Consider the following 23,791-nt stretch of genomic DNA (forward strand, 5'->3'; position numbering starts at 1 on the left):
AGACGGTCAATATACCGCCTGATACGTAATTTCAAACGTGATCGATGACTGGCGGTTTTTCTCGACCGTTACCGGAAAAATATGGTTCTGCGTGTCAAACAGGTTCGCGTATAAACCTTTTTGTTCCTGCACGAAAATGGAATACGTGCCCGGTGCCAGATCAACGCAGAACTTGCCATCTTTATCCGACTGGACTTTTTTAATGAGCCGGGTGTTGACTCTGGTGTAAAAACCGTCGTCGGTAGTTTGCGTCTGATCAATTTTGGTCAATTCATACACCAGCACTTCCCGCACAACCGGCTGGCCTTTCGGCTGCGACCGTCCGGGGCCGGGCATGTGGTTGCCGGATTTAAAGACAACCGTGCCGCAAATACCCTGCGCCTGCTTCTGCCCCTGGCTAGGCTTGCAGGCAACTGAAAGCGCCGTTACCAGCAGCCAGGTTGCCAGCGATAAAAGCCGTTGATGGATGTGTATGTTTTTCATGAGGCTCGTCAAGCGGATCAGCTTGGTGCGGAAACCGAATCAGGCTTTCTTAAAAAACGAATCCACAAACTCCATCTTGCTGAAAGTCTGTAAATCTTCGATTTTTTCACCGACGCCAATGTATTTCACCGGTATCTTGAACTGATCCGAAATACCGATCACCACCCCGCCTTTGGCCGTGCCGTCCAGCTTCGTGATGGCCAGCGCCGTTACATCCGTCGCTTTGGTAAATTCCGTCGCCTGAATAAAGGCGTTCTGCCCCGTCGACCCGTCGAGGACCAGCAATACTTCGTGGGGGGCTTCGGTCAGGAATTTCTGCACCACCCGCTTGATCTTCGATAATTCGTTCATCAGGTTGACTTTCGTGTGCAGACGGCCCGCCGTATCGATAATAACCACGTCGGCGTTCATATCGACGGCTTTTTTTACGGCATCGAAGGCCACCGCCGAGGGGTCGGTATTCATACCATGATCGATTACCGGCACGCCAACCCGTTCTCCCCAGAGTTTCAGTTGGGAAACCGCGGCCGCCCGGAAGGTATCGCCCGCCCCCAACACCACTTTATAACCCCGTTTGTGATACTGAGCCGCCAGTTTCCCGATCGTGGTTGTTTTCCCGACGCCGTTGACGCCCACGACCATGATAACGTACGGTTTTTTGCCAGCAGGCAACGAAAAATCATCGTTAACATCGACGGATCTGTTTTCGGCCAGCAGCGCAGCAATTTCTTCCCGTAAAATCCGATCCAGCTCGCTGGTACTGACGTATTTATCCCGGGCCACGCGCGCTTCGATGCGCCGGATAATTTTAACGGTGGTTTCAACGCCCACGTCGGACGTCACCAAAACTTCTTCCAGTTCGTCGAGTACCTGATCGTCGACGGTCGATTTACCAACAACGGCGCGGTTGAGTTTCGAGAAAAAACTATCTTTGGACTTTTCCAGCCCTTTATCAAGTGATTCTTTTTTTTCCTTCGAGAAAAAATCAAACAGGCCCATTTCGTAGACGTTCTAACGTTTGATGGTAGTGTATAAGAACCAATGGCTTAGTTAGTATTGGCTCCTTCGGATGTTTTTAGCAACAAAAATAAAAACAAAAAAGTCCCACCGACGATCGAAGGGACTTACAATGTGTCATAAAACCGGAAGACTAGCCTTTCAGAGCAGCCTGTACTTCTTCCAGTGGGACCATTTCTTCTCTAAAGGTGTAAGCACCGGTTTTCGGTGATTTTACGGCTTTGATAATCTTTGCGAAGTTCTTACCGCCACCTTCCTTCTTCAGGGTTGCAACAACTTTCTTTGCCATCTTTGATAGGCGGGAACAGTCCCGCGTTTACAATTATTTAATTTCTTTGTGTACGGTTACGCGTTTCAGGTTCGGATTGTACTTTTTCAGTTCGATCCGGCTCGGCGTATTCTTCCGATTTTTGGTGGTAATGTAGCGCGAAGTGCCCGGAACGTTCGTGTCCTTCTGCTCCGTACACTCCAAAATCACCTGAATTCTATTGCCTTTCTTAGCCATTGCTGTAAATATTTTCTCAAACAGGAACGCAAAGGTAAGAAAAAGTCGTAATAAGAAAAACGGTTCGTTGTGAATAATTTCGAAAAACTGCTTAATTCCTAGCGGTTTAAAGGCAATTTTGATTTTTGGGCATCCACTGCCGACCTTTGATGAGCAATGACTCCACAAACCATCCAATACGAATACCAGCCCGGACTGTTTCAGGCGTCCGAGCCGAATAAATATACAACCGACGACCTTGAGTCCGGTCAGATGATTCTGAACATGGGGCCGCAGCACCCCTCGACGCACGGTGTTCTCCGCATGGAAATCGTTACCGACGGGGAAATCATCGTGGATGTGGTGCCGCACCTGGGCTACCTGCACCGCTGCTTTGAGAAACACGCCGAGTCGCTGCCGTACAACCAGACGTTGCCGTTTGTTGATCGGCTGGATTACCTGGCCGCCATGAACAGCGAACACGTTTTCTGCATGGGCGTTGAGCGAATGCTGGGCATTGAAGGTGAACTGCTGAACCGTCCCGACGGGCGACGGATTGAATACATCCGGGTGCTGGTTTCCGAACTCAACCGGCTGGCGTCCCACTTTGTAGCGATTGGCACCTACGCGCTGGACATTGGCGCCTATACGCCGTTCCTGTGGATGATGCGCGACCGCGAACACCTGCAACGGCTGCTGGAATGGGTCAGCGGGGCGCGAATGCTCTATAATTATATCTGGATTGGCGGCCTGTTCTACGATCTGCCGGTGGGATTTGAAGAGCGGTGTCAGGAGTTTCTGAAATACCTGAAACCGAAGTTGCTGGAAATGCAGCAGCTAGTGGCCGAGAACAAGATTTTTGTTAAGCGAACGGCGGGCGTGGGCGTTTTGCCGCTGCCGGTAGCCATCAATTATGGCTGCTCCGGGCCGGTCTTGCGGGCGTCGGGTCTGCGGTATGACCTGCGCCGGGTTGATGGTTATTCCGTTTATCCCGAACTGGAGTTTGACATTCCAATCGGGGAAGGAGCCGTTGGCAAACTGGGCGATTGCTGGGACCGGAACTACGTGCGGGTGATGGAGTGCTGGGAATCGGTCAGAATTGCCGAGCAGTGTCTGACGCAACTGACGGGCGATCTGAAGCGCACCCGGGACTTTGATCCGCAGGCTCTGGTGCCGAAGAAAATCCGCCCGAAAGCGCAGGAGTTTTACATTCGGGGCGAAATTTCGAAGGGGGAATTAGGCTTCTTTTTCCGGGCCGACGGCCGGTCGGATGTGCCCTTCCGCTGCCGGGCGCGCTCGTGTTCGTACCACAATTTGTCCGTCATCAGCGAAATTTCCAAAGGTGCCATGATTGCGGACCTGGTGGCTATTATCGGGTCCATTGACGTGGTAATGGGAGAGGTCGACCGTTAAGCCAGGACGAGTATTTCCTTTGTGTTACGACCCAAACCGTCGTAGTCCAGGCCGTAGCCAACGACAAACTGGTTTTCGATTTCAAAACCGACGTATTTAATCGCTACCTCGACTTTCAAGGCCTCCGGTTTGAACAGCATGGTTGCAATTTCCAGTGAGCTGGGCTGTTGCTGCCTCAACTGCCGCGATACTTCCTGGATGGTCAAACCCGTGTCGATAATATCCTCGATCAGAATGATATCCTGACCGGTGAGCGACTCACTCAAGCCGAGTAATTCCCGGACAATGCCCGTCGAAGCCGTTTGCTGGTAGGAGCTGACCCGAATGAAGGTAACCCGGCACGGAATGGTCAGATGAGTCATCAGCTCGGCCGCAAAGATGAACGCGCCGTTCAGCACCACAACGAGCATGGGCTCTCTGTCCTGGTAGTCGTGGTTGATTTGGTCGGCAAGCTGAACAATGCGGTTTTTCAGCTTGTTTTGATCGATGAAGGGAACAAAGTTTTTGTCTTTGATGGTCAGCATACGGTGCCAGTTGACGCAAAACTCAAAGGTACGGCATCCGGCGGGTTCTAAAAACTTTTCGTTGCGTAAACTGGAAATTCAAAAACTTCGTTGATAGGAGACGATACTAGTATCCTGTAAAAATGAAAAAAAACATTCTTGTTTTAATAGGCTTTTTGTTGACTCTGACGGCGCGCGCCCAGGTTTATTCACTAGCCGAATTTGACAAAAAATACGATATGTTGCTGAAGCACCCCGGCGTTCAGATTGAGTCGGCGGAAGCGATCAATAACTTATATAATTACAAATTTTACGAAGCGGACAAAGAGTTTCGGTGGTTGAAGCTGCGGTATCCCGACCATCCGATGCCCTACTTCCTGATGGCGCTGGCGGAATGGTGGAAAATCGTGCCGAATACCGAAAACACTGATTTCGACGACAGGTGTCACGCGTATTTGGACACAACCATCACCAAGGCCGAAAAGCTGTACGATAGCAAAGACAACAAAGTCGAACCCTCGTTTTTTCTGGCGGCTGGCTACGGTTTTAAAGGTCGGCTTTACTCCGAACGGAAAAAATGGGCCAAAGCAACCTGGGCGGGCAAAAATGCCCTTAAATACTTTGAGAAGTGTAAAGGCAACGGTGATCTGACGCCGGAACTGCTGTTTGGCGATGGGTTGTACAATTATTATGCGCAGTGGATTCCGAAAAACTATCCGGCGCTCAAGCCCATTTTGATGTTTTTTCCGAAAGGCAACAAAGCGGAAGGAATCCGGCAACTGGAGTTGACGGCCAACAACGCGTTTTACACCCGCACGGAAGCCCGGTATTTCCTGCTTCAGATTTACAGCATGGAAAACCAGTACGACAAAGCGTATGATCTGGCGAAATACATGTGGCAGCAGTATCCGGACAACCCGTACTTTGAGCGTTATTACGCCCGGACGGCCTTTGTGCGGGGCTACAACAACGAAGCCATCGCGGCCGCTAACAGCATCCTGAGCAAGATTGAGCGCGGGATGGACGGTTACGAAGGCGTCGGTGGGCGAACTGCGGCTTACATAGTGGCCTATGCCAACCACCACTACACCCGCGATATGGCGAAAGCCAAGCAGTATTACCAGAAAACCATCGATTTTGCCAAGCAGACGAATTCCTTCGATGCGGCCTATTATTGGGCGTCAGTGTTGAACCTGGGAAAAATTGCAGCGGCTGAGAAGAACTACGATCAGGCGCAAACTTACTACAAGGAAGTGATTGACAAGGCCGACCGCAAATCCAGCCAGCACAAAGAAGCCAAAGATGGGCTGGATAACCTGAAGAAATTACGCCGGGAGGAACGGAGGAAAGCGCGAAGAGGGTAACTGACTAATGAGTCAGGGATGATGAACGATGAGTTGTATTATCCCATCATCGTTCATCATCCCTGACTCATTATTTTTTCAGGGAATGGGCAGTACTTTGCTTTCCTTGAAAGTTGAGAGAATCACCATCGTCTGGGTGCTGGCTACTTCTTCAATTTCGTTGATTTTTTCCAGCATCAGAACCTGATACGAAGCAATATCTTTGGCAATAACTTTCAACAGAAAATCGCCGGAACCGGTGATGTGATGGCACTCAATAATCTCCGGAATGTTTTTTACGGCGTTGACAAATGACTCCGTTACCTGCTTTTTGTGCCCAACCAGCGACACCTGTACGAACGTTGTAACACCCAGGCCAACCCGATCCCGGTTTAGTTGGGCGTGATAGCTTTGAATGATTCCCGAAGTCTCTAATTTTTTTACGCGCTCCAGTGTCGGAGCAGGCGATAAGCCAATTTCTTTCGATAATTGGGCGTTGGTGATTTTAGCGTTCGTCTGTAAAATTTCTAATACCTTCCGATCAATCTGATCGAGCTTGATTCCTGACATGATAGTGTTAACTTAAAAACTTCATCCAACCAATAGAAGATCGCGCAAAACTAAACATTATCCTTACATTTTTATAAAAAAATATGGATTTTTTACTAAAAAGTAAAATAATGATTGGTTCTGCAAGCCAATTCTGCGCTCAAAATTACTGTAAACAATAGTTATACCAAACACTGTTCAACATCAATATTTTCCGTTCCTAATTTTTTTCCAAATAAAATTTTGTAACCATGTCGTTTATATGGGCTGGATCTGCGTAGCAAAAGATCGTTCTCCTTCTTAAAATACAAAAAGATATATCTCGAGTCCGAACGGGGGTGATTGGAGAAATACAATAAACCTTGGATTGACGCAGTTGAAAGGTGACAAGGTTCTTGTGTATCTTTGACTATTCTTACTTGGTGATCAACAATTTGTGCATGCGCGGTCTGGATCGGCTTTCTGGTATCATCTTACTCTTTTTCGCAATGACGGGCATTGTCTGTGCCCAAACTCCCCCCAAACGCGAATTTCGGGCGGTCTGGATTGCGACGGTGGATAACATTGATTGGCCGAGCGTGCGGGGGTTATCGTCCGACAATCAGCGGGCGGAGTTTGTCAGTCTGCTCGACCAGCACCAGCGGGCGGGTATCAACGCCGTCATCGTACAGATACGGGCGGCTGCCGATGCGTTCTACGCCAAAGGGGCAGAACCCTGGTCGTTCTGGCTGACCGGGCAGCAGGGCCGCGCGCCGGAACCCTTCTACGATCCGCTGGAATTTATGATCAAGGAAGCCCACGACCGCGGCATGGAATTTCACGCCTGGTTTAACCTCGACCGCGCCACCTTCAGTAAACTGTCCAGCGTTACACCGGACCACATCAGCAACCGGCGACCGGAGTGGATGTTGCACTACGGCGGCCGCAAACTCTTTAATCTGGGGCTACCCGAAGTGCGCAGTTACGTGACCGGAATCGTGACCAATATCATCCGGAATTACGATGTCGACGGTATTCACTTTGACGATTACTTTTACCCGTACGGGATTGCCGGGCAAGTGGTCAGGGATGAGGTAACATTCAAGACCTACGGCAACGGCATGAACCGCGATAACTGGCGCCGGGAAAACGTCAATCAGCTCATCCGTCAGCTGCACGACTCGATACAGACCATTAAACCGTATGTGAAGTTTGGCGTCAGTCCGTTTGGCGTCTGGAAAAACCGTACTCAGGATCCGGAAGGATCGGAAACAACAGGCGGTCTGACTTCTTATTTTGATCTCTACGCCGACACGCGCAAGTGGATTCGTGAAGGCTGGATTGATTACATCGCCCCGCAGGTTTATTTCAGTACGGATTTTGTGAAAGTGCCGTATCGTCTGCTGGTCGACTGGTGGGTTAAAAACGGTTTTAGCCGTCATCTTTACATTGGGCAGGGTGCGTTTCGAGTCAACCGGTCCACCCCCCGCGACCGGGCCTGGGATGACCCGAACGAAATATCCACCCAACTGAAGTACAACCGTCAGTTCAGTCAGGTTCACGGCAGTATTTTTTTTAGCTCCAAATCACTTACCAACAACCTCAACGGTGTTCGGGATACGCTGTTGACGAACTTTTACCGGTATCCGGCCCTCATACCGCCCATGACCTGGAAAGACCCGGAACCACCACTTTCCCCGAAAGATTTAAAGGCCAACCCAACGCCGGAAGGTGTGGAGCTGTTCTGGCAGGAACCTGCCCCCGCGCCGGACGGCGATAAAGCCCATTATTATGTAATATATCGTTTCGACCGGAAAGACAAGATGGTGCTGGAAGACCCGACCCACATTGTCGCCATCTGTGTGGGGGAGCATACGACCCGATTCATCGACCGCACCGCCGAACCGGACAAGCGGTACGTGTATGCCATTACGTCATTTGACCGGCTGCACAACGAAAGTGCGCCGATTCAGGTCAACGTTCGGGTGCCGGAGCAGTGAAAAAGAGCTGAGAGGTTAGACTAAAGACAGTAGACTTGATCCTACAAGTCCCTGGTCTCTAATCGAACCTCTCAGCTGTTTTATTCTTTTATACGGTTTTCAGAAAAGCCAGTCCTTTTACGGCGATGTCTTCTCCCGAAGATTCGATGTCGCGCCAGATGGCAGCGGCTTTGGCAATGGCTTTTACATCCGGCGTAAAGGACTCGATTACCAACTGGCCTTTAAAGTCAATGTCTTTCAGTGCCTGACCGATGGAGTCCCAGTTAATGTGGTCATTGCCGGGAATACCGCGGTCGCAACCGCAGGTGTGCAGCAACTCCAGCCGTGATCCAGCCTTGCGAATGGCGTCGGCCTGGGATTTCTGCTCGATGTTCATGTGGAACGTGTCGAGGTGCAGCCGAACAGCATCGTTGCCTACCAGATCCGCCAGTTCAATGGCCTGATCAACGGTGTTGATGAAGTCGGTTTCGAAGCGGTTCAATGGCTCAAGGGCTATTTTTAAGCCTTTGCCCGCTGCGTAGTCGGCCAGTTCTTTCAAATTCTTGACAACGGCTTTCTGTTGTTCGGCGTAAACCTCTTTGGGGGTCGCTTCGGCGCGTCCAACGCTCGAATACAGCGGGCCAACCAGCATTTCGGCTCCAATTATCTCCATCACATCCAGCACACCTTTCAAATACGTCATGGCATTTTGCTGCTGCTCCTCGTCGCCCCGGAAATCGCGGTCGAGGCTCATGGCCGCGCAAACCGTCCTGCAGCCCAGCTTGGCATCGGCCAGCGCTTGTTTAACAACTTGCGGGTCAATGTTTGCGGGATCTTCCAGCCCGATTTCTACGGTGTCGAAACCCCATTCAGCAAATTTTGAAAACCACTTCACACTTTCGTTGGTGAAGGGTGACGTAAACAAAAACGTGTTAATCCCGATGGTGTACATGCGTGTAGATGTGTTAAGTCCGGTCTTTGCTGCGGCAGTTCAATGGCAATTTATCGCCCGCAGTCTATTCTTTTCGAGGAAACAAAGAAACGGAACGTTACTTTATACTGCCAACAAAAGACATTTATGACGTCTTCTTGCCAAATTTCAGGCACTAAACCGTTGGGTAACTTCGGCCATCACCTCGTCTATGGGCCGGGCCGTCGGGAAAAAAGAAACAGTTTTGAGGAGAATTCCTTCCACCACCGCATCAGGGCAGGAGGCTCCGCAGGTCAGCAAAACTGTCACCGGCTCGTGGTTGGGAAGAAAGTGTTCCGTGACAACTTCCTGCTTGGCATGAATATCAAAGTGCCGAACCAACTCCCTTGACAGAATCTTCTGCTCGGTTTCAATAAAATACGTCGGTAGCTGCTGCTGGCACAGCTCGACCAGGTGCAGCGTGTTGGAACTGTTGTAACCACCGGCTACGAGGGCAAAATCAGCGGGGTTTTTCAGCAGGGCGTAGGTCGAATCCTGGTTGTCGTTGGTTGCGTAGCAGAGGGTATCGCGGGTATTGGCAAAGCGCGTTTCTACCTCTTCCGGCATCAGGTGATGATGCCGGATCATGACGGTTTTCAGATAATCGGCAATCTGCTGCGTATCCGACGCAAGCATGGTCGTCTGGTTCACAACGCCAATGCGCTGCAAATCGCGCTCAGGATCGAACCCTTCCGAAAACTGACCTTTAAATTCGGTATAAAACGCTTCTTTCGCCGACTCGCCGGTTAGGTAGGTAGCCAGGCGTTGCGCCTGAGCCATATCTTTCACGACCACGGTCGGGGCCGACTCCTTGCTGTGTGAAAACGTAGCGCGGGTTTCTTCGTGCGACGGTTTTCCGTGCACCACCACGGTATAATCTTTCTGACCAATTTGGGTGGCTTTGTTCCAAACCTTTTCCACAAAAGGACAGGTCGTGTCGTATTGCTCAACGTTTAAGCCAATTTGAGCCAGCTTCTGCTGAATTTCAATGGTTGTTCCGAAAGCCGGAATAACTACAACGTCATCGGATTTTAAATTGTCCCACGGAACAATCTGCTTACCTGACGTTTCCATCAGAAAACGAACACCGCGTTCCTGCAAATCCCGGTTTACGTCCGGATTGTGAATCATTTCACTCAGAAGGAAGATGCGTTTGTCGGGATTCTCGGAGATGGCTTTGTAGGCAATTTCGATGGCGTTTTCTACCCCGTAACAAAACCCAAAGTGCCGGGCGACCAGAAACCGGACCGGGCCGAAATCAAGCAGGGTGGGCGTAAAATCCCGTTTGAGTTTATCACGCTTCCGGCGAAGTTCTTTCAACGGACTGATGATGTGGCTGCGGTAATAATCCGGAATGTTGAAGGATTTCATTGGGCAAAATTAAACGAACTCCTTAGTAGAACAATGGATGAAAGGGCTTCGTTCGGCAAAATGCCGCGGTGGTTTAGGAGAGGGTGGTCAGCCGGCCCAGAATATCATCCAGATACTCCCGGCTGTTGCTCAGGCGCGGCACTTTATGCTGTCCTCCGAGCTTGCCCCGGGTTTTCATCCATTCGTAAAAGGTGCCCCGCGGAACGGGGTGGACAATGGGTGCCTGCAACACCATGTCGTTATACCGCTTGGCGTCGTAGTCGGAATTGACCTGCCGGAGCGTTTGATCGAGCGTAGTGCAGAAGGTGGCGAAATTATCCGGTTCGCTGGAAAACTCGATAATCCATTCGTGGCAACCGTTGGTTCCGCTACCCATATAAACCGGTCCGGCGGTATAGTCGCTGACGGTGGCGCCGGTTGCTTCACAAGCCCGCGTAATGGCTGTTTCGGCGTTTTCGATGATTACTTCCTCGCCAAACGCATTGATAAAATGCTTGGTTCGCCCGCTGACTCTCAGCCGGAAGGGGTAGCGGGAAGTAAAGCGAACGGTATCGCCGATCCGGTACCGCCACAGGCCACCGTTGGTTGAAATAATGAGGGCGTAATTTTTATTTAGCTCTACTTCCTCGATGGTCAGCGCCTTGGGGAAGGGCTTGTCGGCATCTTCGATGGGCACAAATTCATAGAAAATGCCGTAATCCAGCATCAACAGCATTTCGCCAACCCGTTTCAGGTCGTCCTGAATGGCGAAGAACCCCTCGGATGCATTGTAGATTTCGAGGTAGTTGATGCCAGCCGACGGAAATACTTCGTTGGCAAACAATTCGCGGTACGGCTGAAACGCCACCGCGCCGTGAATGAAGACTTCGAAATTCGGCCAGACCTCCAGAATGCTCTGTTTCCCCGTTAACGCCAGGACTTTTTCCAGCAACACCAGCGCCCAGGTTGGCACGCCCAGGATGCTCGTCACATTTTCGCGGGACGTAACCTCGGCCATCCGGTCAATCTTGGCTTCCCACTTGTCCATGAGCGCTACATCGATGGGTGGAGTCCGGATGTATTGCGCCCAGGAAGGCAGGTTTTTCATGACGACGGCGGATACATCGCCCGCAAAACCGTGCGGGCTATACGGGTTTTCGTGCAGACTACCGCCGATCGACAATCCCTTTCCTTCGAACGCTTTGCTCTCCGGGCGGTTGGCGATGTAAAGCGCCATCATATCTTTTCCGCCTTTGAAATGGCTTTCGTCCAGTGACTCCTGCGAGATGGGGATAAACTTGCTGCGGGCGTTGGTGGTGCCCGATGATTTGGAAAACCAGTGAATCCGAGAGGGCCAGAGCAGTTTCTGCTCACCCTTCATGGTGCGTTCAATGTAGGGAAACAAATCCTCGTAAGACGAAACCGGCACGCGCTCCTGAAAGTCCCGCACACTGCGAATCGAGTCGTACTGGTGCTGCCGCCCCCAGTGGGTATGCCGCCCTTTGCTGATCAGTTGTTGAAAAACGCCCTGCTGCATTTCACCGGGGCGCGCCATCATCGCTTCGATGCGAGGCACACGCCGTTGCAGCAGCCATTTCAGTGTCGTATTCAGCAGGGTCATACGAGGAGAGCTAAATCTAGGTCAAACTTACTAAAAATGTTGTATTTAGAAGAAGCTTTATCTCATAACCTGAAGGAGAACGATATTGTTCGTTGAGATTATTTTCCGTAATAATGGAAAAAAAGACCGTCCTGGTGCTTTTTATTCCTAAAATTGGGATAAAAGCGAGAATAAATTTTCTTTGTGAAAGCCAACAAATCCACGGCTGCTGATATGAAAATAGTAATAGCTCTACTTTGCTGTCTCATTTCGATTGGATTAACAGTTTCATTAGATCGGCAGTGGGGGACGGTTCCGGCTTTTGGGCGGTTGCTCAGCCCATTTGAGGGTTTCTGGCAAAACGCGGAAATTGAGGATGCAGGTTCGGAGCAAACGCTATCGATCGAAGGCACGCGGGATCAGGTAACGGTGCTGTTCGACGACCTGCACGTCCCTCACATCTTCGCCCGGAATGATTACGATGCCTATTTTGCCCAAGGCTATGTGACGGCCCGGGACCGGCTCTGGCAGATGGAATTTCAGACTCACGCAGCCGCCGGACGCATTTCAGAGGTCATTGGCGAACGGGCTCTCGAGCTGGATCGCAACAAAAGGCGGCTGGGCATGGCGTACGGTGCCGAACAATCACTGACCGGTATGCTAGCTGATCCCGCCACCCGATCGGCGCTGGAAGCCTACACGGCGGGAATCAACGCTTACATCGCCCAACTGAAACCAGCTCGGCATCCCATCGAATACAAACTGCTGGGCTACGCCCCCGAGCCGTGGACGCCCTTAAAATGCGCCTTTCTGCTTAAGCAAATGACGCAAACGCTGGCGGCCGGCGCCGACGATCTGCTGATGACCAACGTACGTCGGAAGTTAGGGCCAGCGCTTACGGCCAATTTATTTCCCGATTATCCTTTCAAAGAAGACCCCATCATCCCGGTCGGTACGCGCTGGGATTTTACGCCGGTCAAAATACCGTCGGCACCGGTCGATTCCGAAACCGATAGCAGTATGGCCTGGAACTGGCAGCGGCACGATCCGGCCATTGGCAGCAACAACTGGGCCGTAGGTCCGCAGAAGTCGGCGACCGGTTACCCTATTCTTGCAAACGACCCCCACTTAACGCTTAGCCTGCCCTCCATCTGGTACCAGATTCAGTTGGTTACGCCTACCTTAAACGTTTACGGTGTTTCGCTGCCGGGCGCGCCGGGCGTCATTATCGGTTTCAATAAAGAAGTGGCCTGGGGCGTTACCAACGTGGGAGCCGACGTGCTTGATTTTTACAAAATTCGGTTTCGGGATAACCGGCGTCAGGAATACTGGCACGATGGTAAATGGAAGCCCGTCCGTCGGCGTATCGAACGCATCAAAGTGAAAGGAAAGCCCGATGTGGTGGATACAGTATTGTATACCCACCACGGTCCGGTGGCGTATCTGCTGGAGGAAAAACCTTTTACGACCAACATTCCAACGGGGTACGCCATACGCTGGATTGCCCATGAAGTAGACAATGGCTTGAAAACGTTTTACCTGCTGAACCGGGCCAAGACGTACGATGACTACGTAACGGCTTTGTCTTTTTACACGGCCCCGGCGCAAAATTTTGTCTTTGCCAACGCTGCCAAAGACATTGCCATTTCACCAAACGGGCGGTTTCCACTTAAATGGCGCGGCCAGGGTAAGTTTTTATTGGATGGCACCAGGGCGGCCAACGACTGGCAGGGCTGGATTCCGGCTGCGCAGAATCCCCGCGTCAAAAATCCGCCGAGAGGATTCGTCAGTTCGGCCAATCAGTTTTCCACGGATCCTACGTATCCTTACTATATAAACTGGGAATTCGAGACGCCCGATCGGGGAATGCGCATCAACCAGCGGCTGGCGGCCATGCAGCGGGTAACCGTCGATAGCCTGCGTCAGTTGCAGAACGATGTCTACAACCACCAGGCGTCTACTTTTCTGCCCGTTTTGTTGCCCCGCATTCGCGAAAAGGATTTATCGGGAAGTCAGAAGCAGGCGCTCAGAACCGTCCGGCAGTGGAACTACCAGCAGGATACGGCTTCGGTTGCGGGCACCATCTTTATGGAATGGCTGGAGCACCTGGATCGCGTTATCTGGGCCGATGATCTTCCGGACGAACCCGGCCAGCCGATGCGCTTCCCGAACGCCGTCCGGACCCTGCAATTACTCTCCGAAGAGCCTGATGCGCGTTGGTTTGATAACGTTTTGACGACCAACCGCAAAGAAACGATTCAGGATGCTGTCACGAGCAGCTTTCAAAGCACAATCGATTCACTGGCCAAGCAGTACGGCCCGCTGGGGAAAAGCTGGGCCTGGGCCGACCATAAACAAACCGGAGTCCGGCACCTGATCCCCGGGCTGGATGCATTCAGTGCCCTAAATGTTCAGATTGGCGGAGGGCCCCGCATCGTGAATGCCGCCGGACGCCGGGCCGGGCCGTCGTGGAGGATGGTGGTGCAAACCGGTCCGCAACCGCGTGCTTACGGGGTGTTTCCCGGTGGTCAATCGGGAAATCCGGGCAGTCCTTATTACCTGAACATGCTTGAAACCTGGCGGAAGGGAGAGCTGTATGAGCTGCTCTATCTTCAATCAGCAGCTCAGAAACACCCGCGTATTCATTCCACGCTTACCCTGACTCGTTAACCCATGCATCCATTCTTATTGATCGCACTCTTAAGCGCTGTTACACAGTTGTTTCTGCCGTGGTGGAGTATTGCCGTTGTTGCTTTTGGCGTGTGCTTCTGGCGCAGCCCGACGGGCTGGCGGGCATTTGGCAACGGTTTTCTGGGAATTGCCGTCGTCTGGCTGCTTTATGCGCTGGGTATTCATTTTCAAACCGGCGGTATTTTGACGGCCCGCATGGCTGATCTTCTCCTGAAAACAAAGTCGTCGGTTCCGCTGCTTTTACTGACGCCTTTGCTGGGCGGCCTGGTTGGTGGATTCGCCGGTTTGGCGGGGCAGCAGGTGAGAGCGGTGGTTGGGGCAAGCCGTTAATCCTCTTCGGAAAGCGGGTTTGAATTGCGACGTAACCAGTAAATTGTACCTTTGTAGAATCATTAAACTATTAATTAACTGTTTCTTGTGAAAAACGCATCTCTTGTTTTGAACGCTGTGCTGGCGGTAGCTGTAGCGGTCTTGTATTATTTGCACTTCTCGGAAAAACAAACCGCTGAACCCGTAGCGGCCAGTACAACCAAATCAACCCCTGCCCGCAAGACGGTTTATGTGAACGTTGATTCCTTATTAACCAATTACGAATATTTTAAAGACACCCGGAAAGTTCTCGAAAGCAAACGCTTTCAACTGGATAATGAATTGAATAACAAAGGCCGGTCTCTGCAAAATGAAGTAGCCTTTTTTCAGCAACGGGCTCAGACCATGACCATGGAGCAGGGGCGGGCTACCGAAGCGGCTCTGCAAAAGAAACAGCAGGACCTGATGGCCTACCGCGACCGTGTTGTGCAGCAACTAGCGGAAGAAGAGCAAAAGAAAAACGAGGAACTGTATAATCAGATTCATGACTACCTGAAGAAAGTGAACAGACAGAATCAGTATGATTTTGTGATGGGTTATTCAAAAGGGGGCGGGATTTTGTTTGCGGATAGCACGCTTGACGCAACGAAAACGATTATCGCCGGTTTGAACAAAGAATATCAGCAAAAGCAGCAGCCTAAGAAGTAAACGGTTGTATGTGGCTTTACAGGATTCATCTTTTTCATAGGATGAATCCTGTTTTTTTGCAGACTATCCAAGCGCGGCACAGAATTTGTTTTAGATAAATTGTTTGTAAAAGCAAAAATATAGAATAGTTGGCGTGTTCTTAAAGTATGGGGCTAGCTATTGAAATACAGAATCACTGTACGAAGAATGCAGTGCTAAAAATATCCTGGAGAATGTCGGTGTGTACAGAAAAGTCATGAGGCTGTGATTCGGCTGTGCTCTCTACAGTTGTAGGATAAAAACACCGACTTCACCAGGAGAGTCAGAAATGGCTATATCCACCCGTTCGATACCCCGAAGGACACTTCGGGGTATTTTTGTTTACAATTCGATACTTTTGACGTGAATATTTGTAGCGAAACCGTGTTATAGGTTGCCAGTGTTGTATATTATAGGCTGGAGAAACGACCTAAAAACCGTCTTGTTGAGGAAACGCATTGATTGATTATGGCAGATAAAACACTTGCAAAGCAGATTGAGATTCGGAACCGACGAGCCTCTTTTGAATATTTTTTTCTGGAAACTTTCGTGGCCGGCATCATGCTGACGGGCACAGAAATTAAATCGGTACGGCAGGGAAAAGTGAACCTGGGTGATGCCTACTGTCTTTTTTTTAACGAAGAATTGTATGTGCGGCAAATGCACATTTCTCAGTATACGGAAGGAACGTACAACAATCACGAGCCCCTGCGGGATCGCAAACTGTTGCTGCAGAAGCGGGAGCTCAAGCGCCTGGTCAATAAACTGACCGATCAGGGATTGACCATTATTCCCACTAAGCTCTTCATCAACGATCGGGGGTTTGCCAAGCTAGAAATTGCTCTGGCGAAAGGGAAGAAGCTGTACGATAAACGCGATTCTATTAAGGAACGAGACGTTTCCCGCGAGATGAGCCGCGAACAATATTAGCCTGAAAGGTTGATCCTTTCAGGATCTGCCAATTTTAAAAAAATGTGAATTATTCATTGAACATCTGTTATTTATAATGATATTTCGTTAACTTGCTTATAGGAAAGAAAGGAGTCTGATACATTGTTTATGGGTAGGAAAGTCCTAGTACTGAATCAAGATTATAGCGCACTAGGCATCTGTTCTGTACCAAAAGCGTTCTTGTTAGTCTACCTGAACAAAGCAGAACTGGTTGCTCAATCTGAAGTTTTCGTCCTGCGCACAGTAGACGATGAATACCCGTCGCCCACCGTCATCCGGCTCCACCGTTACATCCACCTGCCCTACAAGGGAGTCATGCTCAATCGGCAGAATATTTTCAAGCGTGATGGAAACCGTTGTCAGTACTGCGGGAAGCACGACGATTTAACACTGGATCATGTTCTGCCTAAATCGCGGGGGGGGAAAACCAACTGGGATAACCTCATCACGGCCTGTAAACGCTGCAATTCGCAGAAAGGTGATCTGACGCCGGAAGAAGCCGGAATGAAATTGTACCAAAAACCGTTCAAACCCTCTTTTCTGGTTTTTCTGCGCGACTTTTCCGGGTCGGTGGAAGAAACCTGGATGCCGTTCCTGGTGAAACGCGAGAAACTGTACTGACATATCTCCTCCTGGGCGCCTGCCCGCACAAAAAAACACTTTTTTTGTGCTACGGATTTATTTTCAAAAAATCTTACTATTTTTGCACCTCTATTTTCGGAGCACTGTCTCCCTATATCAACTAAAAATCAGCCAGGAAGGCCCGGGGGCTGATGTATCATGGGCCACAACTAAACTTTTATGAGCAAAACGCAAACACTGCCTGATTTTGATTGGGATAAGGCAGACAACCGGGGTTTTGGCAGCGGCTACTCAGCGGCAGAACGCGACCGCCTGGCCGAGCTGTACGATAACACCCTGGCGCAAGTAAACGAGAAAGAAGTAGTGACCGGAACCGTAGTCGGCATTACCGACCGGGAAGTTATCTTAAACATTGGTTTCAAATCGGATGGATTGGTTCCGGCATCGGAATTCCGCGATCTGCCCGACTTGAAGATTGGTGATGAAGTTGAAGTTTACGTAGAGAATCAGGAAGACCCTAACGGTCAACTGGTGTTGTCGCGCAAGAAAGCCAAAGTTATTACGGCTTGGCAGAAAATTCAGCGCGCCCTGGACGAAGATCTGGTTATTGAAGGTTTCGTGAAACGCCGGACCAAAGGTGGTCTGATTGTCGATATTTATAGCATTGAAGCTTTCTTGCCCGGTTCGCAGATCGACGTGAAGCCGATCCGTGATTTCGATATTTTTGTCGGCAAGAAAATGGAAGTGAAAGTGGTGAAAATCAATTACGCAAATGATAACGTAGTTGTTTCACACAAAGTCCTGATCGAAAAAGATCTGGAAGCACAACGTCAGCAAATCCTGAACAACCTGCAAAAAGGTCAGGTGCTGGAAGGTGTGATCAAAAACATGACCAACTTCGGGGTTTTCATCGACCTTGGTGGTGTCGACGGTCTGTTGCACATTACGGATATTTCGTGGGGCCGTATCAGCCACCCATCCGAACTGCTGCACCTCGATCAGAAAGTCAACGTTGTGGTTCTGGACTTCGACGAAGACAAAAAACGGATTTCACTGGGTATGAAGCAACTGCAGGCACACCCATGGGATTCGCTGGAAGGAGACATTCAGGTTGGTTCGAAAGTGAAAGGCCGCATTGTCAATGTAGCTGATTACGGTGCCTTCCTGGAAATCATGCCGGGCGTTGAAGGTCTGATCCACGTGTCAGAAATGTCGTGGTCGCAGCATCTGCGCAACCCGCAGGACTTCCTGAAAGTGGGTGATGAAGTGGAAGCCGTTGTGCTGACGCTGGATCGCAACGATCGCAAGATGTCCTTGGGTATCAAACAACTGACGGCTGACCCCTGGTCACGTCCGGAACTGGTTGAAAAATACGCCGTCGGTACGAAACACAAAGGTGTTGTGCGGAACCTGACCAACTTTGGTTTGTTCCTCGAACTGGAAGAAGGCATCGACGGTCTGGTACACGTATCGGATTTGTCATGGACGAAAAAGATCAAACATCCATCTGACTTTATCAAAGTTGGCGATGAACTGGAAGTAATTGTTCTGGAACTGGATGTTGAAAACCGTCGTCTGGCGCTCGGCCACAAGCAACTGGAAGAGAACCCATGGGATACGTTCGAAAGCGTATTCGTACCGGGCTCCGTACACCGTTGCACCATCCTGGCGAAAAACGACAAGCTGGCTACGCTAGAATTGCCATACGGAATCGAAGGCTTCGCAGCTTTGAAAAGCCTGCAGAAGGAAGACGGTTCCTGGGCTGAAGTAGGCGAAACGCTGGAGTTCAAAGTAACTGAGTTCTCGAAAGAAGAAAAACGCATCATGCTGTCACACTCAAAAACGTGGCAGGAGAAAGGCGAAGATCGGAAGCCCGAGAAAAAAGCAGCTACGGCGAAAGCTCCGACGTCCAACAAAGAGCCTGAGCGTGCTACACTTGGAGATCTGGATGCACTAGCAGCCTTGAAAGAACAGCTGGAAGGCCGTTCAAAAGGTGAATAAGTCGTTAAAAAGTTAGATTGCCGACAAATTTTGTAGTAAGTTTGCGGCATGATACGAGTCGAGGAGTTGGGAAATAGGTCCTTGTCAGAATCGGTTAAGTAAGGTTTTTCAAGTGCCGGTTTCTCAACTCCAAAACGAAATGGTCCTGTGGCCGAGTGGCTAGGCAGAGGTCTGCAAAACCTTTTACAGCGGTTCGAACCCGCTCGGGACCTCCTCGGATGTGTTGGCTAAATACATCAATACAGTAAAAAACAAAAAGCCATCTGACCTGTTAGTCAGATGGCTTTTTGTTTGTATTAAAAGGTGGTTTTATTGGCTAAAAAAGGGCCGAAAAGTTAGTTACTTAGACAAAGTATAAATAAAAAAGTGCTCCAAAATATCAAACCGCAAGTGTTTGATTAAAACCGTTCCTGTACTACTTTTGTGCGTTAATGGAAAATAATTAGTAGGTATGCATACTGATTTTGGTGATTTCTCATTGCTTAAAATGTACTCGCGAAGTGTAATAAATAGGGTAGTAATTGTACTAATCGTCCTATTAGGAAGCTATCGCTCGCAGGCGCAAGACGCGGCAAAAGGTAAGGAGTTGTTCTCGACTTTGTGCCAGCAATGCCACGCGGTTACCGATGAAAAAGTAATCGGTCCGGGCTTAAAGGGTATCAATCAGCGCCGGGATGAGGCATGGCTTATCAAGTGGATTAAAAACCCGCAGGCGATGATCTCCAGCGGTGATCCTTACGCAACTGCCCTCTATGCGAAGTTTCAGCCGGTGGTGATGCAGAGTTTCCCGGATTTGTCAGATGATGATATCAAGAACATCCTGGCACACGTCGAAGAGGCTAGTGCTCCTGCCAAGGGAGGAGATGCCGCTGCTGGCGGAACAAACACAGCTACTACGGCTCCAGCCGCTGCCAGCGAAAGCCCATCCGGTTTGTTTACGGTCGTGTTGGTTGCTTTGTTGGTGGTTATGCTGCTGGTATTGGGTGTTTTGTTGGTACTGGTAACGATTCTGTCAAAAGCGGTCGCTCCGGCACCGGGAACTGAGCCAACCGAACAAACCAAATCGTTTTACCAACGTCTGAAAGCCGTTACGGGTAACAGCGCATTACGGTCGATTGTTTTGTGGCTCTTTGTTTTTGTTGTGGTTAAACAGACCTTCGACGGACTGTATAGTGTTGGCGTTTCACAGGGGTATGCTCCGAAGCAGCCTATCGCTTTCTCTCACAAATTACATGCCGGTCAATATCAGATCAACTGTAACTATTGCCACACGGCTGTTTACAAAGGAAAGTTGGCAACCATTCCTTCGGCAAACATCTGCATGAACTGCCACGGTGAAATCAAACGAGAGTCACCAGAGATCCAAAAGATCTATAAAGCTATTGAGACCGATACGCCAATCGAGTGGGTGCGGGTTCACAACCTGCCTGATCTGGCGTACTTCAACCACGCTCAACATACGAATGTAGGCCAGGTTCAGTGCCAGACCTGCCACGGCGAAGTTGAAAAAATGGAAGTAATGGAACAGCGGTCGTCACTGACGATGGGTTGGTGTATTGACTGCCACCGTAAAACGGAAGTTGCTACAAAAGACAATGCTTACTACGATAAATTAGTTGCCCTCCATAAAAAGGGAAGTAAGGAGCCGTTACGTGTGGCTAACATTGGTGGTCTCGAATGTTCAAAATGCCATTATTAATCACACATCGAATCCTACTTAACAGTTAACGAACTACAAGGACTGTATGGAAAGTACAAATAAACGGTATTGGAGGGGGCTAGAAGAACTACGTAACGACGAATCTTTTGTAAAAAACGCGTACAAAGAGTTCTCAGAACCAACCGATGCCAAATCTGCCGAGTCAGGCAGTATTGTCGACGGTATTGGAAGTGATCGTCGGGATTTCTTAAAAGTCTTGGGCTTTGGTATGGCTGCTGTTTCACTGGCAGCCTGCGAAACGCCAGTTCACAAGGCGATACCATATATTAATAAACCGGAAACTACTTTTCCGGGCATTGCCGATTACTACGCATCCACTTTCAGCGAGGGTGGAGATTATGTGCCGGTCCTGGTGAAAACCCGTGAAGGTCGGCCCATCAAAATTGAAGGAAACACTTCTTCCCGTATTACCAAAGGCGGAACATCTGCCCGGGTACAGGCTTCTGTGTTGTCGCTTTATGATAACGACAAACTGAAAGGCCCAAAGAAAGGCGAAGCTGACGCAGAATGGGCAACGGTTGACCAGGAAATTGTCGGGCTATTGCAACGGGGTGGTGCTATCCGCATTATCTCATCGACTCTGATGAGCCCTTCAACCAAAGGAGTTATTGCCGCTTTTGCTGCCAAATATCCAGGTGTTACGCACATTCAGTACGATGCTAATTCCGTCTCTGCATTAGCTCAGGCGAATCAGTTATCGTTTGGTCAGGCCGTTATTCCTTCATACGATTTCAGCAAGGCCAAAACGATCGTTAGCGTTGGTGCGGATTTTCTGGGAAGCTGGATTGCTCCCTTAGAGTACACCGACCAGTACGTTTCGACCCGTAAGGTTGGTGCAAACGGCGGAAACAAAAAAGACATGTCGCGGCACTACCAGTTTGAGACGGGTTTGTCGATGACAGGTTCCAACGCCGATTACCGGACGCCTATCAAACCATCGCAGGAAGGTTTGGTTGTGGCGGCTTTGTACAATAAAGTAGCGGCTAAGTTGGGAGGAACGCCGGTGAGCACGGCCTCTATTGATGTTCCTTACCTGGACAAAGCCGCAAACGAATTGGCAGCATCCCGTGGTGCCGCACTCGTTGTGGCTGGATCAAACGACGCTAACGTTCAGGTTCTGGTTAATGCCTTGAACAATCTGTTGGGTAGCTACGGTACAACCATCGATCTGAGCCGCCCGGTCAATTATCGTCAGGGAAATGATGCCGCTATGAACGGTTTCATCAACGACGTGAAAGCTGGTCGGGTTCAGGGCGTAATTTTCTACGCTGCCAACCCCGTTTATGATCACCCACGCGGAGCGGAATTGAAGGAAGCGCTTTCACGGGTTGGATTGTCGGTTTCGTTTGCCGACCGTGCGGATGAAACGGCTTCCCTTTGTAAATATATCTGTCCGGGCTCTCATTACTTGGAGTCTTGGGACGATGCTTCTCCCAAAGCTGGTTTCTATAGCCTGACGCAACCGACGATCAATACGATCTTTAAAACCCGTCAGCCGCAAGTTTCGCTGTTGAAGTGGGCAGGTTTAAACCCGAACTACGAAGCTTTCATTAAGAGCTACTGGCGCACAACTATTTATCCTCAGGCTGGGGGCGGAAAATCTTTCGAGCAATTCTGGATTCAGTCATTGCACGATGGAGTGCTTGAACTTACGTCTGCACCTGCGGGCTCTGCAGGAACGTTTAATGCCGGAGCCGTTACAACGGCAGCCGCTGGGGTGGCTCAACGCTACAAACCCAATGCCACCGGTTTTGAGTTGGCACTTTACGAAAAAGTAGGTATCGGTACGGGCTCTCTAGCCAACAATCCGTGGTTACAAGAGTTACCCGATCCGGTATCGAAAGCTTGCTGGGACAATTACGCTTGTCTGTCGCAAAAAACCGCTACCGAACTTGGTGTTAATCAGCATGACCTGGTAACAGTTGAAGTTGCTGGAAAACCCGCAATCGAACTGCCGGTATTAATTCAACCCGGTCAGGCCGATGGAACGGTTTCAATTGCGATTGGATACGGTCGTGAGAAAGCCGGTAAGTCAGCCGATGGCGTTGGTAAAAACGTTTATCCGCTGGCTACGGTTGCAGGTAACTCTGTTCTGTTCACGGCTGCTGACGTGAAAATTAATAAGGCTGGTGGTTCCCGTACAATCGCTCAGACGCAAACTCATGACACCGTTATGGGCCGTCGTTCGGTTATTCAGGAAACAATCCTGTCGGCTTATAAGAAAGACTCTAAAGCGGGTCGATTCTTCGCGAAAGTTGAAACGTCTGAAGGTCCGGTTTCTGCTACTGACATTACGCTTTGGAACGGCTACGAAAAGCCGAACCATTCGTGGGGAATGGTTATTGACCTGAACTCTTGTACGGGCTGTGCTGCCTGTGTGATCGGTTGTCAGGCTGAAAATAACATTCCGGTGGTTGGCCGTCAGGAAGTAATCAACCGTCGTGAAATGCACTGGATTCGGATCGACCGCTATTACAGCAGCGATGCCGAGCCAGAGGATCGCAAAGGGCTTGAAGTAGCCTCAGCCAATCCAGAGGTTGTGTTCCAGCCGATGCTTTGCCAGCATTGTACGAATGCACCTTGTGAAACGGTATGCCCAGTACTTGCTACGACGCACAGCACAGAAGGCTTGAACCAAATGACGTACAACCGTTGTGTGGGAACGCGTTACTGCGCTAACAACTGCCCGTACAAAGTTCGGCGCTTCAACTGGTTCAAGTATTTTGACAACGATAACTTCGATTATCACTTCAACAACGACCTTGGGAAGATGGTCATCAACCCAGATGTAACTGTTCGTTCGCGTGGTGTTATTGAAAAATGCTCATTCTGCGTACAACGGATCCAAGAAGGTAAACTGACGGCTAAAAAGGAACGCAGAAGACCCAAACCGGATGAGATTCAGGTTGCTTGTGCGCAGGCTTGTCCGACGGGTGGAATCATCTTTGGAGACATGAATGATCCGGAAAGCACGATCTCAAAAATACTGAAGGAAGAGCACGACGCCCGGGCATTCCAAGTATTGGAAGAAATCAACGTTAGACCGCAGATTTCATACCTGACGAAAATCCGGAACAAAGATGAAGTCGCCAAACCAGCCGCTGCTGCAGCGGAACACGCTGAATAATTTCTAGTTTGTAA

20 protein-coding genes and 1 tRNA gene are annotated in these 23,791 nt (G+C 50.0%); 12 read left to right on the forward strand and 9 right to left on the reverse strand.

The window, feature by feature from the left end:
* Positions 1 to 6: 6 nt before the first annotated feature.
* From OQ371_RS09725 to rpmG, 4 genes are all read right to left on the reverse strand, one after another.
* Positions 7 to 483, reverse strand: a complete 477-nt coding sequence (locus tag OQ371_RS09725) for a hypothetical protein (RefSeq protein WP_265993575.1) — start codon at positions 481 to 483, stop codon at positions 7 to 9.
* Positions 484 to 522: 39 nt separating this feature from the next.
* Positions 523 to 1,482, reverse strand: a complete 960-nt coding sequence (ftsY, locus tag OQ371_RS09730; RefSeq protein WP_265993576.1) for a signal recognition particle-docking protein FtsY — start codon at positions 1,480 to 1,482, stop codon at positions 523 to 525.
* 151 nt (positions 1,483 to 1,633) lie between these two features.
* On the reverse strand, positions 1,634 to 1,789 hold the full coding sequence (locus OQ371_RS09735) for a DUF4295 domain-containing protein (RefSeq protein ID WP_111626371.1): 156 nt from the start codon (positions 1,787 to 1,789) through the stop codon (positions 1,634 to 1,636).
* 33 nt (positions 1,790 to 1,822) lie between these two features.
* The gene (gene rpmG, locus OQ371_RS09740) at positions 1,823 to 2,005 is read right to left on the reverse strand and encodes a 50S ribosomal protein L33 (protein ID WP_038121932.1); all 183 of its coding nucleotides are present in this window, start codon (positions 2,003 to 2,005) and stop codon (positions 1,823 to 1,825) included.
* A gap of 156 nt (positions 2,006 to 2,161) precedes the next feature.
* On the opposite strand from rpmG, the gene OQ371_RS09745 reads away from it, so the two are divergent.
* Positions 2,162 to 3,397, forward strand: coding sequence for an NADH-quinone oxidoreductase subunit D (locus tag OQ371_RS09745; protein ID WP_265993577.1), 1,236 nt, complete (start codon positions 2,162 to 2,164; stop codon positions 3,395 to 3,397).
* Here OQ371_RS09745 and hpt read toward each other — a convergent pair.
* Positions 3,394 to 3,921, reverse strand: coding sequence for a hypoxanthine phosphoribosyltransferase (gene hpt, locus OQ371_RS09750; RefSeq protein ID WP_265993578.1), 528 nt, complete (start codon positions 3,919 to 3,921; stop codon positions 3,394 to 3,396). The genes OQ371_RS09745 and hpt overlap by 4 nt on opposite strands.
* Positions 3,922 to 4,043: 122 nt before the next feature.
* On the opposite strand from hpt, the gene OQ371_RS09755 reads away from it, so the two are divergent.
* Positions 4,044 to 5,264, forward strand: a complete 1,221-nt coding sequence (locus tag OQ371_RS09755; protein ID WP_265993579.1) for a tetratricopeptide repeat protein — start codon at positions 4,044 to 4,046, stop codon at positions 5,262 to 5,264.
* A gap of 78 nt (positions 5,265 to 5,342) precedes the next feature.
* Here OQ371_RS09755 and OQ371_RS09760 read toward each other — a convergent pair whose 3' ends face one another.
* A complete protein-coding gene (locus OQ371_RS09760; protein ID WP_134031615.1) occupies positions 5,343 to 5,813 on the reverse strand; it encodes an Lrp/AsnC family transcriptional regulator in 471 nt (156 codons plus the stop codon).
* Positions 5,814 to 6,232: 419 nt separating this feature from the next.
* Here OQ371_RS09760 and OQ371_RS09765 point away from each other — a divergent pair, with 419 nt between their 5' ends.
* The gene (locus tag OQ371_RS09765) at positions 6,233 to 7,771 is read left to right on the forward strand and encodes a glycoside hydrolase family 10-like protein (protein ID WP_265993580.1); all 1,539 of its coding nucleotides are present in this window, start codon (positions 6,233 to 6,235) and stop codon (positions 7,769 to 7,771) included.
* An 88-nt stretch (positions 7,772 to 7,859) separates the two neighbouring features.
* Here OQ371_RS09765 and OQ371_RS09770 read toward each other — a convergent pair whose 3' ends face one another.
* The 3 genes from OQ371_RS09770 to OQ371_RS09780 all read right to left on the reverse strand — a co-directional run bounded on the left by OQ371_RS09770 (position 7,860) and on the right by OQ371_RS09780 (position 11,691).
* Complete coding sequence (locus OQ371_RS09770; protein WP_265993581.1) at positions 7,860 to 8,702, reverse strand: sugar phosphate isomerase/epimerase family protein; 843 nt, start codon at positions 8,700 to 8,702, stop codon at positions 7,860 to 7,862.
* Positions 8,703 to 8,849: 147 nt separating this feature from the next.
* Positions 8,850 to 10,091 (reverse strand): 4-hydroxy-3-methylbut-2-enyl diphosphate reductase, encoded by a 1,242-nt coding sequence (locus OQ371_RS09775; RefSeq protein ID WP_265993582.1) that lies wholly within the window; start codon positions 10,089 to 10,091, stop codon positions 8,850 to 8,852.
* A gap of 73 nt (positions 10,092 to 10,164) precedes the next feature.
* Positions 10,165 to 11,691 (reverse strand): GH3 auxin-responsive promoter family protein, encoded by a 1,527-nt coding sequence (locus OQ371_RS09780; RefSeq protein WP_265993583.1) that lies wholly within the window; start codon positions 11,689 to 11,691, stop codon positions 10,165 to 10,167.
* Positions 11,692 to 11,904: 213 nt separating this feature from the next.
* Here OQ371_RS09780 and OQ371_RS09785 point away from each other — a divergent pair, with 213 nt between their 5' ends.
* The 9 genes from OQ371_RS09785 to OQ371_RS09825 all read left to right on the forward strand — a co-directional run bounded on the left by OQ371_RS09785 (position 11,905) and on the right by OQ371_RS09825 (position 23,777).
* Positions 11,905 to 14,340: a penicillin acylase family protein gene (locus OQ371_RS09785; RefSeq protein ID WP_265993584.1), complete on the forward strand. Its 2,436-nt coding sequence runs from the start codon at positions 11,905 to 11,907 to the stop codon at positions 14,338 to 14,340.
* 3 nt (positions 14,341 to 14,343) lie between these two features.
* Positions 14,344 to 14,691: a hypothetical protein gene (locus tag OQ371_RS09790; RefSeq protein WP_265993585.1), complete on the forward strand. Its 348-nt coding sequence runs from the start codon at positions 14,344 to 14,346 to the stop codon at positions 14,689 to 14,691.
* Between the two features lie 87 nt (positions 14,692 to 14,778).
* Entirely contained in the window at positions 14,779 to 15,378 is a 600-nt protein-coding gene (locus OQ371_RS09795; protein WP_265993586.1) for an OmpH/Skp family outer membrane protein, read from the forward strand.
* A gap of 486 nt (positions 15,379 to 15,864) precedes the next feature.
* A complete protein-coding gene (gene smpB, locus OQ371_RS09800; RefSeq protein ID WP_265993587.1) occupies positions 15,865 to 16,326 on the forward strand; it encodes an SsrA-binding protein SmpB in 462 nt (153 codons plus the stop codon).
* Between the two features lie 129 nt (positions 16,327 to 16,455).
* Positions 16,456 to 16,968: an HNH endonuclease gene (locus OQ371_RS09805; protein ID WP_265993588.1), complete on the forward strand. Its 513-nt coding sequence runs from the start codon at positions 16,456 to 16,458 to the stop codon at positions 16,966 to 16,968.
* 180 nt (positions 16,969 to 17,148) lie between these two features.
* Positions 17,149 to 18,930, forward strand: coding sequence for a 30S ribosomal protein S1 (rpsA, locus tag OQ371_RS09810; protein WP_265993589.1), 1,782 nt, complete (start codon positions 17,149 to 17,151; stop codon positions 18,928 to 18,930).
* Positions 18,931 to 19,071: 141 nt separating this feature from the next.
* Positions 19,072 to 19,142 (forward strand) — tRNA-Cys (locus tag OQ371_RS09815).
* Positions 19,143 to 19,381: 239 nt separating this feature from the next.
* Positions 19,382 to 20,629, forward strand: a complete 1,248-nt coding sequence (locus tag OQ371_RS09820; RefSeq protein ID WP_265993590.1) for a c-type cytochrome — start codon at positions 19,382 to 19,384, stop codon at positions 20,627 to 20,629.
* A gap of 46 nt (positions 20,630 to 20,675) precedes the next feature.
* Positions 20,676 to 23,777 (forward strand): TAT-variant-translocated molybdopterin oxidoreductase, encoded by a 3,102-nt coding sequence (locus OQ371_RS09825; protein WP_265993591.1) that lies wholly within the window; start codon positions 20,676 to 20,678, stop codon positions 23,775 to 23,777.
* Positions 23,778 to 23,791 lie beyond the last annotated feature (14 nt).

The organism is Larkinella insperata (assembly GCF_026248825.1).
Taxonomy (GTDB): Bacteria; Bacteroidota; Bacteroidia; order Cytophagales; family Spirosomataceae; genus Larkinella; species Larkinella insperata.

Coding starts and splice junctions, on each gene's coding strand:
- OQ371_RS09725 (WP_265993575.1), bottom strand. CDS start 483: ATGAAAAACATACACATCCATCAACGGCTTTTATCGCTGGCAACCTGG.
- ftsY (WP_265993576.1), bottom strand. CDS start 1,482: ATGGGCCTGTTTGATTTTTTCTCGAAGGAAAAAAAAGAATCACTTGAT.
- OQ371_RS09735 (WP_111626371.1), bottom strand. CDS start 1,789: ATGGCAAAGAAAGTTGTTGCAACCCTGAAGAAGGAAGGTGGCGGTAAG.
- rpmG (WP_038121932.1), bottom strand. CDS start 2,005: ATGGCTAAGAAAGGCAATAGAATTCAGGTGATTTTGGAGTGTACGGAG.
- OQ371_RS09745 (WP_265993577.1), top strand. CDS start 2,162: ATGACTCCACAAACCATCCAATACGAATACCAGCCCGGACTGTTTCAG.
- hpt (WP_265993578.1), bottom strand. CDS start 3,921: ATGCTGACCATCAAAGACAAAAACTTTGTTCCCTTCATCGATCAAAAC.
- OQ371_RS09755 (WP_265993579.1), top strand. CDS start 4,044: ATGAAAAAAAACATTCTTGTTTTAATAGGCTTTTTGTTGACTCTGACG.
- OQ371_RS09760 (WP_134031615.1), bottom strand. CDS start 5,813: ATGTCAGGAATCAAGCTCGATCAGATTGATCGGAAGGTATTAGAAATT.
- OQ371_RS09765 (WP_265993580.1), top strand. CDS start 6,233: ATGCGCGGTCTGGATCGGCTTTCTGGTATCATCTTACTCTTTTTCGCA.
- OQ371_RS09770 (WP_265993581.1), bottom strand. CDS start 8,702: ATGTACACCATCGGGATTAACACGTTTTTGTTTACGTCACCCTTCACC.
- OQ371_RS09775 (WP_265993582.1), bottom strand. CDS start 10,091: ATGAAATCCTTCAACATTCCGGATTATTACCGCAGCCACATCATCAGT.
- OQ371_RS09780 (WP_265993583.1), bottom strand. CDS start 11,691: ATGACCCTGCTGAATACGACACTGAAATGGCTGCTGCAACGGCGTGTG.
- OQ371_RS09785 (WP_265993584.1), top strand. CDS start 11,905: ATGAAAATAGTAATAGCTCTACTTTGCTGTCTCATTTCGATTGGATTA.
- OQ371_RS09790 (WP_265993585.1), top strand. CDS start 14,344: ATGCATCCATTCTTATTGATCGCACTCTTAAGCGCTGTTACACAGTTG.
- smpB (WP_265993587.1), top strand. CDS start 15,865: ATGGCAGATAAAACACTTGCAAAGCAGATTGAGATTCGGAACCGACGA.
- OQ371_RS09805 (WP_265993588.1), top strand. CDS start 16,456: ATGGGTAGGAAAGTCCTAGTACTGAATCAAGATTATAGCGCACTAGGC.
- rpsA (WP_265993589.1), top strand. CDS start 17,149: ATGAGCAAAACGCAAACACTGCCTGATTTTGATTGGGATAAGGCAGAC.
- OQ371_RS09820 (WP_265993590.1), top strand. CDS start 19,382: ATGCATACTGATTTTGGTGATTTCTCATTGCTTAAAATGTACTCGCGA.
- OQ371_RS09825 (WP_265993591.1), top strand. CDS start 20,676: ATGGAAAGTACAAATAAACGGTATTGGAGGGGGCTAGAAGAACTACGT.